At 60.4% G+C, this 14,016-nt stretch carries 9 protein-coding genes; all 9 read right to left on the bottom strand.

Features of this window, described 5'->3' with window-relative positions:
* Positions 1 to 54: 54 nt before the first annotated feature.
* The 9 genes from ACR0CZ_RS05105 to ACR0CZ_RS05145 all read right to left on the bottom strand — a co-directional run bounded on the left by ACR0CZ_RS05105 (position 55) and on the right by ACR0CZ_RS05145 (position 13,934).
* Positions 55 to 930, bottom strand: a complete 876-nt coding sequence (locus tag ACR0CZ_RS05105; RefSeq protein WP_170392700.1) for a carbon-nitrogen hydrolase family protein — start codon at positions 928 to 930, stop codon at positions 55 to 57.
* 704 nt (positions 931 to 1,634) lie between these two features.
* Positions 1,635 to 2,189 carry a DUF333 domain-containing protein gene (locus ACR0CZ_RS05110; protein WP_170392699.1) on the bottom strand — a complete coding sequence of 185 codons (555 nt, stop codon included), beginning with the start codon at positions 2,187 to 2,189 and terminating at the stop codon, positions 1,635 to 1,637.
* Between the two features lie 86 nt (positions 2,190 to 2,275).
* Positions 2,276 to 2,620, bottom strand: coding sequence for a DUF427 domain-containing protein (locus tag ACR0CZ_RS05115; protein ID WP_480537038.1), 345 nt, complete (start codon positions 2,618 to 2,620; stop codon positions 2,276 to 2,278).
* A gap of 63 nt (positions 2,621 to 2,683) precedes the next feature.
* Complete coding sequence (locus ACR0CZ_RS05120; RefSeq protein WP_170465158.1) at positions 2,684 to 4,474, bottom strand: aminopeptidase P family protein; 1,791 nt, start codon at positions 4,472 to 4,474, stop codon at positions 2,684 to 2,686.
* Between the two features lie 77 nt (positions 4,475 to 4,551).
* Positions 4,552 to 5,718, bottom strand: coding sequence for an alpha/beta hydrolase (locus ACR0CZ_RS05125; RefSeq protein ID WP_170465156.1), 1,167 nt, complete (start codon positions 5,716 to 5,718; stop codon positions 4,552 to 4,554).
* A 265-nt stretch (positions 5,719 to 5,983) separates the two neighbouring features.
* Positions 5,984 to 7,861, bottom strand: a complete 1,878-nt coding sequence (gene cobT, locus ACR0CZ_RS05130; protein ID WP_170392695.1) for a cobaltochelatase subunit CobT — start codon at positions 7,859 to 7,861, stop codon at positions 5,984 to 5,986.
* Positions 7,862 to 7,982: 121 nt separating this feature from the next.
* Positions 7,983 to 8,969, bottom strand: a complete 987-nt coding sequence (cobS, locus tag ACR0CZ_RS05135; RefSeq protein ID WP_010437533.1) for a cobaltochelatase subunit CobS — start codon at positions 8,967 to 8,969, stop codon at positions 7,983 to 7,985.
* 145 nt (positions 8,970 to 9,114) lie between these two features.
* Positions 9,115 to 12,462 (bottom strand): error-prone DNA polymerase, encoded by a 3,348-nt coding sequence (locus ACR0CZ_RS05140; protein WP_480537037.1) that lies wholly within the window; start codon positions 12,460 to 12,462, stop codon positions 9,115 to 9,117.
* A complete protein-coding gene (locus ACR0CZ_RS05145; RefSeq protein ID WP_170392693.1) occupies positions 12,459 to 13,934 on the bottom strand; it encodes a Y-family DNA polymerase in 1,476 nt (491 codons plus the stop codon). The genes ACR0CZ_RS05140 and ACR0CZ_RS05145 overlap by 4 nt, the downstream gene beginning before the upstream one ends.
* Positions 13,935 to 14,016: the final 82 nt, after the last annotated feature.

Genomic DNA, 14,016 nt, shown 5'->3' on the forward strand with positions numbered 1-14,016 from the left:
CAGATCGTGCGCTTAAATGAGCCTATTTCGGCCTTATTTCAAGGGCGAAGTCACCTAAAGGGGTGATATTGTGACTGAATCGACCCGAGCGTCTTGCTCGGTCCAGTGCGTGCGGTTCAATACCCACCCGTCTGCGCGGACGTTTGCAATTGTGGACAGGTCGGCCTCGGCATAGGTCCAGCCGGCGGTATTCAGCGTGCCCTCGGCAAGCACTCCCGTCGGTGGGAACCCGATATCGGGCGGGCCAAACACGCCACCCATGCCGGTATTCATGTCGACTGCTTCGGACCATTCATTGCCGCCAACTAACGATGACATTACCGTAACACATTGATTTTCAAGGGCACGAGACATGGCACCGATCCGCACACGCCAATACCCGGACAGGGCTTCGGTGCAGGATGGAACGAGGATCAAATCGGCCTCGCTCAGGGCCCGACCCAAGAGAGGGAATTCACTGTCATAGCAGATCAGAACGCCGATTTTACCCAATGCGGTATCAAACAGTTTCAACGGACCGCCCGGGGCGATGTCCCAGGCCTCGCGTTCAAACCGTGTCATGATCTGCTTGTCCTGATGATCGAGACGACCGTCAGGAGCGTAGAACACTGCGCGGTTCACCGGGCGCCCTGGTCCGTCGATGACCGGGGCGGAAGCCCCCAGAATGTATGTGTTGTACATCTTTGCAAGGCGCGAATGCACAACTTGTACATCTTCCATCCGGTCGGAAACCGCCCGGATTGAGCGTTCGAGATCACCGGCCACCTTAGGGCCGTCGAGCGTCGACAACTCCATTGCGCCGTATTCGGGAAAGACCAGAAGGTCGGCACCTTGTCCCGCGGCCTCGGAAACCCATGCCTCAAGCTTGTCTTCATATTGAGCCCAACTATCGAGCCAATCGAGGTCGTAGGCGGCGGTGGCGATTTTCATTCCCAAGTCCTATGTCTGGTCGCTGCGCGACACTAGAACAGCAGATCGTCCAGGGCTACTGCAATCGCGGCGCGGGTGGTTCTGAAACCTATGTTGCGACTTACTGTTTCGAGGCGGGTGTGTGTTTATTGGCAGGCTTTCTCGGCCGCCGGTGCAGAGATTGCATCGAATGGCTGATCAGAGGTCGTTTTGACCTATCGAAGAACCTGAACGAAACAGGCAAGGAACTCCACCTCGGGCATCAACTTTGCAACTTCTTCAAGCGCGCGAAGGGGTAGTTTTACATCAAGAACATTGGCCCCGGGGATATCGACTCACAGAAACAAGGCGTTGTCATTTGTAACGGCACCGAGCACCAAGGATGCGGTCTGAAGGGCAAATCCGGAGATCAGGTATGTCGTCGATCCGGTCGGTCAGGCTGGTTTGTGCAATCCCGAAAAAGCGGTGAAATGCCCTGTCCAGACTTTCGTGAATCTCGAACCCTTCATCGAAAGCGAGGAAGGCAAATCCTAGTGAAATCTACAGCCAGATGATGTGCTTCCGTCGCAGGAAAACCTGAAAATTAGCCAAGGCGACTTAATGGACGCGATCAGGCTGTCGCAAAACGGTCACTAACACGCGCTCTGATCGTCGATAAACTGCGGCTCAATCGAGGCTTCAGGTTCATTTTGGGTGTGGATGTCGGGCTTGATTACCGGATCGGATCACTCGGGATTTTCCGCACGGAACAGGGCCCATGCGTCCTGCGAGGTGCCGTCCGGCTTGGTGCATATGCCTACCTGACCCGAACCAGTGTCTTTGATCTTGTAGCTGCCGCCGATCTCAAGGCAGTAGGCTGCTGCTGGGTTCACCACCTGATGCGTTTTTTCATGTGCCTTGCGGTACAGCTCCCATGCATCGGCGGACGTACCGTCGCTCAGTGCGCAGCGAGACGTGGTCAGGTCATATTCGCCTCCAATTGAGCCACAGTACACGGCGGCGGGATTTGCAAGGCCGACCGGCTTGCTGCCATCCGCGCCCGCATGGTGTTCACGAAAATAGGTCCAGGCATCGATCCGGGTGCCGTCGGGCAATTGGCAGATACCGCTCTGACCGTCCGGACCGTTATGGATACCGTAGAGCCCGCCTTGCGCGATGCAATATGTTGCCGCGGGATTGGCCAGACCGGTGTTGGCAGAGCTTGCGGCGGGCAGGGCCATTGAAAAGGCCATCGTCAGGGTCGCAATCGTGCCTGCGGAATTCAATAGACGCTTTGTCATGGTCACCTCGCAACATTGTGGACAGGGCAGGTTCTGAGGATTTTCGCCGTTTTGCAGATCGATCCGGTCCTGCGCGGATACTTGGATCAGAGTTGTTCCACCTTGATCGAGTCTGCGGGATAAAAGGCCAAGTGATCCTTGATTTCGGCCACCGCGTCGATCGGGTTTTCATAACTCCAAGCGGCGTTTTCGGTGACTGAGGATTTGTTTATGATCGAGAAATGCGTGGCGTCTCCCTTGCCTGCGCATTGGGTGACTTTGTTGGTCCGATCCAGAAAGGCCATCGCAATGTCCGCACGCGGGAAGTAGATAACCGGGTCTTTGTCGCCTTCCAGAAGTTCCAGCGCGTTGTTGGTTTCACCCAAAATCGCGCCGCCTGAACGGACGCTCCATTTGCCCGGTGCTTTGCGGATCGTGATGGTGTCTGTCATTCCTGTTCCTTCCCTCGTCGTGTCAGGGCTTCTCCTCTGCCCAAACTATGTAACAATCCGGTGTCAGACCGGTGCGGTTGCGGCATCCAACCACAGTTGAGCGGCGTCGCCCAGCCTTGGCCGGACTTTTTCCGCCACGTCGCGGTGATAGGCGTTCAGCCAAGCACGTTCCTCTCGTGACAGCATATCGACTACAATCAAACGCCTGTCGATTGGGACATAAGTCAGCGTACGCCAGTTCAGCATGGCGCGTTCGTCGTCACCGCTGGGCAGGTTTGGGGCATCTTCCACTACGACAAGGTTCTCAAGCCGGATGCCAAAAGCACCCTCGCGGTAATATCCCGGCTCGTTCGACAGGATCATGCCCGGCTCAAGCGGGACATGGCTGACCCGAGACAGGCGCTGAGGGCCCTCATGCACGCTGAGATAGGTACCGACCCCATGACCAACCCCATGGTTGAAATCCTGCCCGGCCAGCCACAGCGGCAGCCGCGCTACGCATTCGATATCGCGTCCTGCCAAGCCAACAGGCCAGCGTAGCATCGACATGGCGATCATGCCTTTGAGGACGCGTGTAAAGCAGGCCTTCTCCTCATCCCCAACATCGCCGATTGCAATTGTGCGGGTGATATCGGTGGTGCCGTCCAGATATTGCCCACCGCTGTCCAGCACCAGCAGGTGACCGTTTTCCAGCCTGCTGTCGGTTTCCTCGGTCACGCGATAATGCATGATGGCCCCGTTCGGCCCGGTGCCCGCGATGGTGTCGAATGAGATATCCTGCAGCGCGTTGTCCCGGCGGCGGCTTTCTTCCAGCCGCGTTACTACCTGTGTCTCGGTCAGGGTGCCGGGCTTCTGCGCGTCCAGCCAACACAGCAGTTCGATCACCGCTGCGGCATCTCGCAGATGTGCCTCGGCCGTGCCTGCGATTTCGGCCGGGTTCTTGCGGGCTTTGGGCAGGGCGCAGGGATCGCCGCCATCGACCATACGGTCCCCCAGCGCATCCGCTACGATCTGCGGAACCGTTCCCGGATCGACCTGTACCTTGCCTTCAAGTGCCTCAACCGCTGTCAGGAACGCGTCGGGTTGGTGTTGGGTGACCTGCGGGCCCAGATGATCCCCGATCCCGGTCAGTTTGGCAGCGGCCATGAACAGATCCACCCGCCCATCACCGTGCAGGATGGCAAAGCCATGGGCCACAGGGTTGTATGCGATGTCCGCGCCGCGAATGTTCAACAGCCACATGATCGAATCCGGCAAGGTGATCACCGCTGCCGCACGATCTGCGCTCTGCAGGTCACTCGCGAGGCGCTTGATTTTGCTCTCGGCGCTTTCACCTGCAAATTCAATCGGATGTGCCCTGACAGGATTCATCGGAGGGTCGGGTTGATCCGCCCAAATTCGGTCTACAAGGTTATCACAGCGCACCAGTTCGACGCCGCTGCCTTCAAGCTCTTTCTGTGCAGACGAAATCTGTCCTGCAGCGTGGAGCCACGGATCAAACCCGACTTTGCCGCCATTTGGCAATTGCTCTTTCAACCAGGCGCTCAGGCTGACATCTGGCCATGGGACCGGCGTGTAATCCTGTGCGACCTGGGCCTTTACCTGAGTGCGATAGCGCCCGTCGATGAAAACCCCGGCAATGTCCGTGAGCGCCGCGCAAAACCCCGCAGAACCGGTGAATCCGGTAAGCCAGGCCAGCCTTTCATCCCGAGGGGCCACATATTCACCCTGATGCGCATCCGCACGCGGGATCAGGAAGCCCTGCAGGCCTTCGCGCGCCAGCTCGTCCCGCAAAGCGGCCAGTCGTGGTGGGCCTTGCTCGGGGCGTGCGGTCACTTCGAAACTCTGGAACATGGGCGGCCTCATTCGTCAGTCTTGCTGCGCGCAAACCTGCGGCCTGCGGTAGGAAAAGTCCAGCGCCCCGGCGCACACTATTCTTCTGTCTCAAGAAAGCGTTGAATGGCCTGGATATACGGGTTGTAGGCCTCATTTCCAGGTAATGGTATCTGGTTGCCGGTCTCAAGGATCACAAGCGAGGCATTGGGGATTCCAGCCGCCAGTTTGCGCGCCTCGGACAGGGGGTGAACGGCTGTGTGCCGCCCGTGCAGAACCAGCGTGGGGCATTGCACCATCGGAAGAAGTTGCAGCACCGAGGTGCTATTGGCGATGTCACGGTAGTGAAGTCTTTCCTCGCTTGAATAAAGTGTCTGCAATTCATTCACCATGTGCCGAACGCTATCCAGCGGACCTTCGGGAAAATAGCTGAATTCAGCGCCCATAGCATAGCCGCTGCCCGGCTTGTTCCAGCCTTCCGCGATCAGTGACCGGATCGAGTCGGGTTGTTTGGTGTCTTCCCGGTAATCTCGCCCTTCAGCCCATCCGCCGGAGATAACCAGCTTGTCAATCCGCTCGGGGTGTCTTGCGGCGAAGTGTAGGGCAGGGAAGGTGCCGCCCATTTCACCGAGAATGGAAAAGCGGTCAAACCCCGCTGCATTCACGACGGTCAGGATTTCTTCTATTCTGCGGTCATACACCGCCTGATGGTCGATGTTTGAGGTGACGTCATTGTCCTTGTTGTAGCGTAACAGGCGGAAACGGTTTGCCATGTCCTGTAACCGGGTACGCTCGGACGGGATGCGCCATTCCGCCTCCAGATCGTGCACGACCGAACCGATGCGCAGCACCGGCAACCCATCACCGGAAAGCGTGTATGGAACAGCGCGGCCCTTCGCACCGCGCGCGTAACGCAGCCGTTGCGTATGGTTGTCTACGCCTGAATCGGTGTCGGCGTCACAGGTCACATCCGCCGCCATTTGCAACCCGCGCCGTACGACTGTCCGAATGATCCGCTGCGCTTTGCCATCATCGCCGACTGCTTTACGCGCCGCTGCAATTCGTGCGCTGATGGTAGAATCCGAGACAAAGCGGCCACTCCATACCCGCGCGATGATCTCGTCCCGGGGCACCAGCTTACCTGGGTGCTGGGCCAAGAGGACCAATAGATCGAATACCTGAGGTTCGATTGCGACGGGCTCACCCCGGCGGGTCAGGACGTGTCGATCCACATCCAGAATACAGTCTGCAAACTCATAGCGCATGGGGCAAATACACTCCGTTTCTCGCGGAACGACAAGGTTCAACAACAATCTCAAGGGTTTCTAGGGCGTATCTCAGGACCAGCTACAAGCAGGCCGGGCAGGGTTGGGACACTATCCAAGCAGATAAACAGGAGAACGAATGATGTTCCTGCCCTTCGATATAGCGCTTATGCGCTATCCGTTGCGCCACCATAAGCAAAGTCGCCTTCAGCGGTGCAAAAACTGGCTTGGATGGCACTAAGTCTGCACTGTCGAAGCAGGGCCGTCAACTGGCCCGCTTCATCCCCATCACGCGCGCGCGGGCGCGCGGGTCGCTGTCGAACAGTGCGGCCAACTGCTCGGTCATAGCACCTGCAAGCTGCTCGACATCGGTGATCGTGACGGCGCGATCATAATAGCGGGTCACGTCATGGCCGATCCCGATGGCCAACAATTCTACCATCTTGCGTTTTTCCACCATTGCGATCACGTCGCGCAGGTGTTTTTCCAGATAGTTCGCCGGGTTCACGCTGAGCGTGGAATCATCCACCGGCGCGCCATCCGAGATCACCATCAGGATCTTGCGGGCCTCACGCCGCGCGAGCATCCGGCGATGCGCCCATTCCAACGCCTCACCGTCGATGTTTTCCTTCAGCAGGCCCTCTTTCATCATCAGACCCAGATTGGGTCGCGCGCGACGCCATGGGGCATCGGCGCCTTTGTAGATGATGTGGCGCAGATCGTTCAGACGCCCCGGTTGCTGCGGGCGGCCATCGTTCAGCCACGCCTCGCGCGCCTGACCGCCTTTCCAGGCCCGGGTGGTAAAGCCCAGAATCTCGACCTTGACGTTGCAACGTTCCAGCGTCCGCGCCAGGACATCTGCACAGATCGCGGCAATCGAGATCGGACGGCCCCGCATCGAGCCGGAATTGTCCAAAAGCAGCGTCACCACTGTATCGCGGAATTCGGTATCTTTTTCGACCTTGAAGCTTAGCGGCGTGGTCGGGTTGGCCACGACGCGCGCCAGACGTCCGGCATCCAGAATGCCTTCCTCGCGGTCGAATTCCCAAGACCGGTTCTGCTGTGCCTGCAAGCGGCGTTGCAGCTTGTTGGCGAGACGGCTGACCGCACCTTTCAGCGGCTCCAACTGCTGATCCAGATACGCACGTAGGCGCTCCAGCTCTGCCGGTTCCGCCAAATCTTCAGCTGCGATCTCTTCGTCGTGGGTGTTCAGATAGACCTTGTAATCCGGGTCCGCCTCGGACGCAGGTGGCGGGGCAGGCGGTTCTAGCGGAGCCTCGCCCTCGGGCATTTCAGCCTCATCGCCCATCTCATCCTCGGCCATCTCGTCCATCGAGACCTGGGCTTGAGACTGGTCCTGCTGTTCTTCCTGAGTTTGCTCAGGCGTCGCGTCGGCGTCCTGTTCGTCCTGATCATCCTGCCCGGTGCTGTCGGGATCGGGCTGCTCTTCGGCGTCTTCTTCGGCCTGATCTTCCTGTTCGTCGTCCAGTTCATCCGGGTCATCACCCAGCTGATCGCCGTAACCCAGATCTTTGATCATCTGTCGGGCGAACTTGGCAAATTCGGCCTGGTCCGAGAGGATTTCGTCAAGATTTTCCAGCGTCCCGCCGGCCTGTTCCTCGATAAATCCGCGCCACAGGTTCATGACATTCTCGGCGGCAGGCGGCATGTCGCGGCCCGTGGCCAGATGCCGGATCAGATAGCCCGCCGCCACAGCCAATGGCGCATCCGCAGGCTGTTTGCACTGATCATAGCCGCGCCGGATCGCCTCATGCCCGATCTTGACGTCGATATTCGACGCGGTGCCGGGCATATCCCGCGCACCCATCGCCTCGCACCGGGCGGTCTCCATCGCCTCATAGAGATCCCGCGCCATATCACCCGGAGGGGCATATCGCGCATGGGTCGCGTCATCATGATATTTGCGTTGTAAAGCTAACGCGTCTGCCGTCCCGCGCGCCAAAAGAACCTCTTCGCGCGTCATCCGGCGAGAGACCTGCGGCAAACGCATCGACTCGCCCGACAGGCCCGATGGATCAACAGTGTAGCTCACCGACAATTCGGGGTCGTCGGCCATAACTTTAGTAGCCTCGGCCAGAGCCTTCTTGAACGGATCAGCAGGATTGTCGTTCTTCTGCACCATGTTCAATCGCCCTTTGTGTTGCAGTGACCCGCCGCATCAATGCGAAACCGGATCCCCCTTCATCTGGCCAAAAATACCTCCGCCGGAGGCATTGCGCCCCGGAGGGCGCAATTCATATTGCTTAGCCCAAGCTCGCGCTCGCCGCGCTTTCCGGCAGTTCCTCATCAAAGCAGCGCTGATAGAACTCAGCAACCGTCTGGCGCTCTAGCTCGTCACATTTGTTCAGGAACGACAGGCGGAAGGCATAGCCGATGTTGCGGAAGATTTCTGCGTTTTGGGCCCAGTTGATCACGGTCCGGGGGCTCATCACGGTGGACAGATCGCCGTTCATGAAGGCGGTCCGGGTCAGGTCGGCGACGGTGACCATCTGGCTGACGGTCTTGCGGCCCTCGGCGGTGTTGTAATGCGGCGCTTTCGACAGAACGATCATAGTCTCGGCATCGTGGCTGAGATAGTTCAGCGTCGAAACCAGAGACCAGCGGTCCATCTGCGCCTGGTTGATCTGCTGAGTACCGTGATAGAGGCCGGTGGTGTCGCCCAGACCCACAGTGTTGGCCGTCGCAAACAGGCGGAAGTTCGGGTTCGGTGTGATGATCTCGTTCTGGTCCAGCAAGGTCAGTTTGCCGTCATGTTCCAGCACGCGCTGGATCACGAACATCACATCCGCACGGCCTGCGTCGTATTCGTCGAAGACGATGGCAACGGGGTTGCGCAGCGCCCAGGGCAGGATGCCTTCGTGGAATTCAGTGACCTGCTTGCCGTCGCGCAGTTTGATCGCGTCCTTACCAATCAGGTCGATCCGGCTGATATGGCTGTCGAGGTTCACGCGCACGGCAGGCCAGTTCAGACGGGCGGCAACCTGTTCGATATGGGTCGATTTCCCGGTGCCGTGATAGCCCTGAATCATCACCCGGCGGTTATGGGTAAAGCCCGCAAGAATCGCCAACGTGGTTTCGGGATCGAACTTGTAGGTCGGGTCGATCACCGGCACGCGGTCGCTGCGTTCGGCAAAGCCTTTGACTGCCATATCGCTGTCAATGCCAAACACCTCGCGAACCGAAATGTCCTCGGTGGGTTTTGCGTTGATGTCGATCGATCCGTCAGCCATGCGCCTTGTCCTTATCCTTTGGCCCGTTCACCGGGTTTGAACCCGTGTGTGGTGCAACATATTGCGGGCAAGGGCAAGGGAAAGAGGTGACCGGATCACGTTAGCCAGATGTTTCTTTGAAACTGGCCTTATGCTGGCGCGGGTTCTAGTGAAAATCCCGGCTTGGGAACAGACGCTTGGCCTGTTCGCGCGGATGGCGCGCGCTTGGGCCGTTCTGCCGGGGGCGCGGGGTGTCGTCCGCTTGCGGTTGGGTGATGCCGATGGCCTCGTCCAGCGGATGCCCAAGCTCGGACAGTTTGTGCGACATATCGGTGATTTCCTGCGCGATCAGATGCACGACGATTCCCTCACGTTGCAGATATCCACGGACCTGCAGCAGCCGCCCGCCCATCACGATGCGGCGAAATCGTTCATAGACCTTGGGCCAGACAACCACATTGCTGACACCGGTTTCATCCTCGAGCGTCAGAAAGATCACGCCCGAGGCAGTTCCCGGCCGTTGGCGTGTGATCACCAGCCCGCACACGCTGTAGCGGCCCAGCGGGATGTCCTGCAGCGTGGCATGGGGCACAAGGCCGGGGATGGAGGGGCGCAACAGCTCCATCGGGTGCGAGCGCAGGGTCAGGCGGGTCGAGACGTAGTCTTCGACAACCTCCTCGCCCAGATGCATCACCGGCAGGTTGACCTGCGGCTCATTGATGCTCTCGCCATCGATGGGGTCATTGAACAGCGGCAGAGCGGTTCGGCTGCGGATGGCTTTGACATGCCACAGGGCGTCGCGCCGGGTCAGGTCCATGCCGGAGAACGCATCCGCCTCGGCCAGGCGCGTCAGAACATCCGGGCGCAGTCCTGCGCGCAGCCATAGCGTTTCGGGGTCCGGATACCCATTGCCGCGCGCAGCCACGATCCAATCCGCATCCTCCTGCTTGAACCCCTTGATCTGGCGAAAGCCCAGCCGCAGGGCCAGCGCCCCGTCAGCACGGCGTTCCAGCAGGTTATCCCAGGTCGAGGTGTTAACGCAGACCGGACGAATCTCGACCCCATGCTCGCGCGCGTCGCGCACGATCTGGGCGGGGGCATAAAACCCCATGGGCTGCGAGTTCAGCAGCGCGCAGGCAAAGACCGCCGGGTGGTGGCATTTCATCCAGGCCGAGACATAGGCCAGCATGGCAAAAGCCGCTGCGTGGCTTTCGGGAAAGCCGTAATCGGCAAAGCCTTCGATCTGGCCAAAGCAGCGGTCGGCGACCTCGGGCGTATAGCCGTTGTTCAGCATCCCCGCGATGAACTTGTCGCGATAGGTGCCAATCGTCCCCATGCGCCGGAATGAGGCCAGCGAGCGGCGCAGGTGATCCGCCTCTTCCGCCGAAAACCCTGCACCAACCACGGCGATTTGCAGGGCCTGTTCCTGAAACAGCGGCACGCCCAGCGTGCGCCGCGTCACCTCTTCCAAGGCAGGGCCGAAGGGTTCGGATTTTTCCAGCCCGTTGCGCCGTCGGATATAGGGCTGCACCATATCGCCCTGGATAGGGCCGGGGCGGACGATGGCAACCTCGATCACCAGATCGTAGAATTCGCGCGGTCGCATCCGGGGCAGGAAATTCATTTGTGCCCGGCTTTCGACCTGAAACACGCCCACCGCATCAGCGGCACACAGCATGTCATAGGTCGCCGTGTCCTCTTGCGGGACGGTCGCGATGCTGAGGGTTTCGCTGTTGTGCTGTTGCATCAAGTCAAACGCCTTGCGGATGCAACTGAGCATCCCCAGCCCCAATATATCCACCTTCAGAATGCCAAGCGCGTCGATGTCATCCTTGTCCCATTCGATCACGGTACGGTCTTCCATCGCGGCGTTTTCGATCGGGCATAGCTCATCCAGCCGCCCTTTGGTGATGACGAACCCGCCCACATGCTGCGACAGATGGCGCGGGAAGCCGATGATCTCGCCAATCAGGCGAACCGTCTGCATCAGGCGCCGGTCTTTGAGGTCGAGGCCCAGTTCCTGCAACCTCTCGGCATCAACGCCGCCATTGCTCATCCCCCAGATCTGGCCGGACAGGCCCGCGGTCACGTCCTGAGACAGGCCCATCACCTTGCCCACCTCGCGGATTGCCGCGCGGGATCGGAAATGGATGACCGTGGCACAGAGGCCCGCGCGGTGGCGGCCATATTGCTCGTAAATCCATTGGATCACCTCTTCGCGCCGCTCGTGTTCGAAATCCACATCGATATCCGGCGGCTCACCTCGGTATTTCGAGACAAAACGCTCGAACACCATGGCGATCATGTCGGGGCTGACATCGGTGATGCCCAGCAGATAGCACAGGATCGAATTGGCGGCCGAGCCCCGCCCCTGACACAGAATGCCCTGCGAGCGGGCGAATTGCACAATGTCATGCACGGTCAGGAAATAGGCCGGGAAATCCAGATCGGCGACCAGGGCCAGTTCCTTTTTCATCAGGTTGATGGCCTTCTCGGTCGGGCCATCGGGATAGCGCCGTTTCAACCCCTCGCGCGCCAGACGTTCTAGCCGCGCCAGCGGGGTTTCAGTGCTGGCGATCTCGTCGGGGTATTCATAAGACAACTCACTTAAGTCAAAGCTGCAGCGGTCGGCGATTTCCAGCGTGCGGCGCAGCGCGCCGGGGTGGTCCTGAAACAGCCGGGCCATATCCGCGTAGCCTTTTAGCCGCCGCTCGGCATTGGGCAGGGCGCGGGTGCCGATCTGGTCAATCGTGATGTGTTCGCGCATGCAGGTCAGCACATCGGCCAGTTGGCGGCGGTTGCCACGGTGCATCAGCACATCGCCTACCGCCACCATCGGGGCCGAGGCCCGCAGCGCCGCCTGCGCACAGGCCGCCAGATAGGCCCGGTCACTGCCGTCATAACGCGGCACGGCCCCCAGAAACACCGCATTGGGGAACTGCCGCCGGACGGTCTGAATGTCGGGGATGGCCTGTTTCAACCCTGCCTGAGGCAGCGCGATTAGGATCATCCCCTGACAGGCCGCCAGCATGTCCTGCAGGTCCAGATGACAGTCGCCTTTCTCGGCCCGTCGCTTGCCCAGCGTCAGCAGCCGGGTCAGCCGCTGATAGGCGGCTCGGTCGCGGGGCAGGGCCAGCCAGTGCACCGCGCTGTCGCGCAGAACCAGACGGCAGCCGACGATCAGCTTGGGCAGAGCGGGCACATCTGGTTTGTCGATCGGCTGCACATGCCCGACCTCTTGCCGGGATGAGGAATCGAGCCGGTGTTGCGAGCGGATTTGAACTGCGCCTTCCGCCTCGCGCCGCAGTTCTTTCAACGCGCTCCAGCCCCGGACCACCCCGGCCAGTGAGTTCCGGTCGGTGATCGCGATGGCCTTCAGGCCCAGCTCTGCCGCGCGGGTCACCAGCTCTTCTGGGTGCGAGGCTCCGGTCAGGAAGGTGAAGTTGGTGGTCACGCCCAGCTCGGCATAGCCGGGGTCCTGCGCGTGCGAGCTGGGCGGGTTCGGTTTGCTCATGCGAATTCCCCATGCACAAACCATCCCGGATTTTGCGGCGTGTAATACAGCCACAACCGCCGCCCCTGCCGGGTTTCAACCTGCCAGTAATCGCGCAAGCCCGTGCGCCAGTTTTCATCTTCTAGCCACCATTCGGGGCAGATGCGTTCGGGGCCGGTTGATCGGCCTGTGGTCAGCGACATGCGCCGCCAGCGAAAGCGGCGCGGCGGGTGCGGGCCTGATCCGGCGATAGGTTCTGGCGGAAACAGCTGCAGAGGGCGAGGGCGCAGGGCGACCCAACCGCCTGCAGGGTCGGAATAGGCGGCGGGCGAGATGATGAAGCTGCGTTCGGGGATATGGCTTTGCGCGGGCAGCAGGCGGTGGACCTGTTCCAACCCGATGCGGGTGCCGATGCGGGTGATCAGGTCATCCAGTTGATCTTTGCCCCGGCTTGCGGCGCGGCTGATCTGGCGCACCGGCAAGGGTTCCACCAGCGTGGCCTCGAGCCGCAGTTGATCGACGCCAAAGCCTGCATCCACCTCGGTCAATCCACGCTCGAACAGGGGCAGGATGCGATACGGATCACGCAGAGGGCGGGCCAGCCGCAGCTCGACCTGTTGGTGGTCCTGATCCACCCGGCGCAAGGTGATGCACAGCTTGCGCGCGCCCATTTCCTGCGCTTTCAGCTTGTCGCAGAGCCGTTCCAGCAGCCGTTCCGCCCCGGCCATCATGTCGGACAACAGCCCAATGGGCTCGGGCAGGGTCATGCGCACGCCGTAATGGGGCGGATCGGCCAGCGGGGTAATCTGTTCGGGCTGATCCCCCAACGCCTGATCCAGCCGCATCAGTACCTCGGGGCCAAAGCGGCGTGTCAGCGGCGCGCGCGGGGTTTGCGCCAGTTCGCCAATCCGGCGCAGTCCCAGCCGTTGCAGCGCGACCGAGGTATCCTCATCCAGCCGCAGTGCTGCCACCGGCAGGGCGCGGATGGCCTTCAGCGTATCCTGGGTCGCAACCCCTTCGCCATAATGGGCCAAAGCCCAGGCCGCACCGCGTGTCGGGGCCAGACCGATCTGCACCGCCAGCCCGGCCCGGGCCAGACGCCTGCGTATGTCGGTCAGCATCATCTCTTCCCCGCCCGCAAGATGCGCCGATCCTGTGATGTCCAGAACCAGCCCATCCTCACCTTCCAGCCCGACCCAGGGGCAATAGCGCGTGGCCCAGCGGCGCAGGGCGTGCAGAAACCGTTGATCTCCTTGCGGGTCGGCAGGATGGCTTTGCAGATCGGGACAAAAGGCGCGGGCATCAGAATAGGGCATGCCGCTGTGCAGGCCCTGCCGCTGGGCCTGTACATTCAGGCAATACACCCGGTTTGCATTGTTCTGTTTCAGCGTCAGAACAAACGGCCCATCGACCGGGCGCACACGCAAAGCCCGGTCACTTGCCAGCCGGGGAAACCAGAGTGAAACGATGCGGCGCTGCATCCCGCCGAACATATAAAAACCCCCAAATGTTCTACATTTGTTCTTATATGTTCTTGACCCTCAAAGAGTCGAGTCCTTGAGGGTCAGATTGTCA

This window comes from Ruegeria sp. H9 (assembly GCF_056532915.1).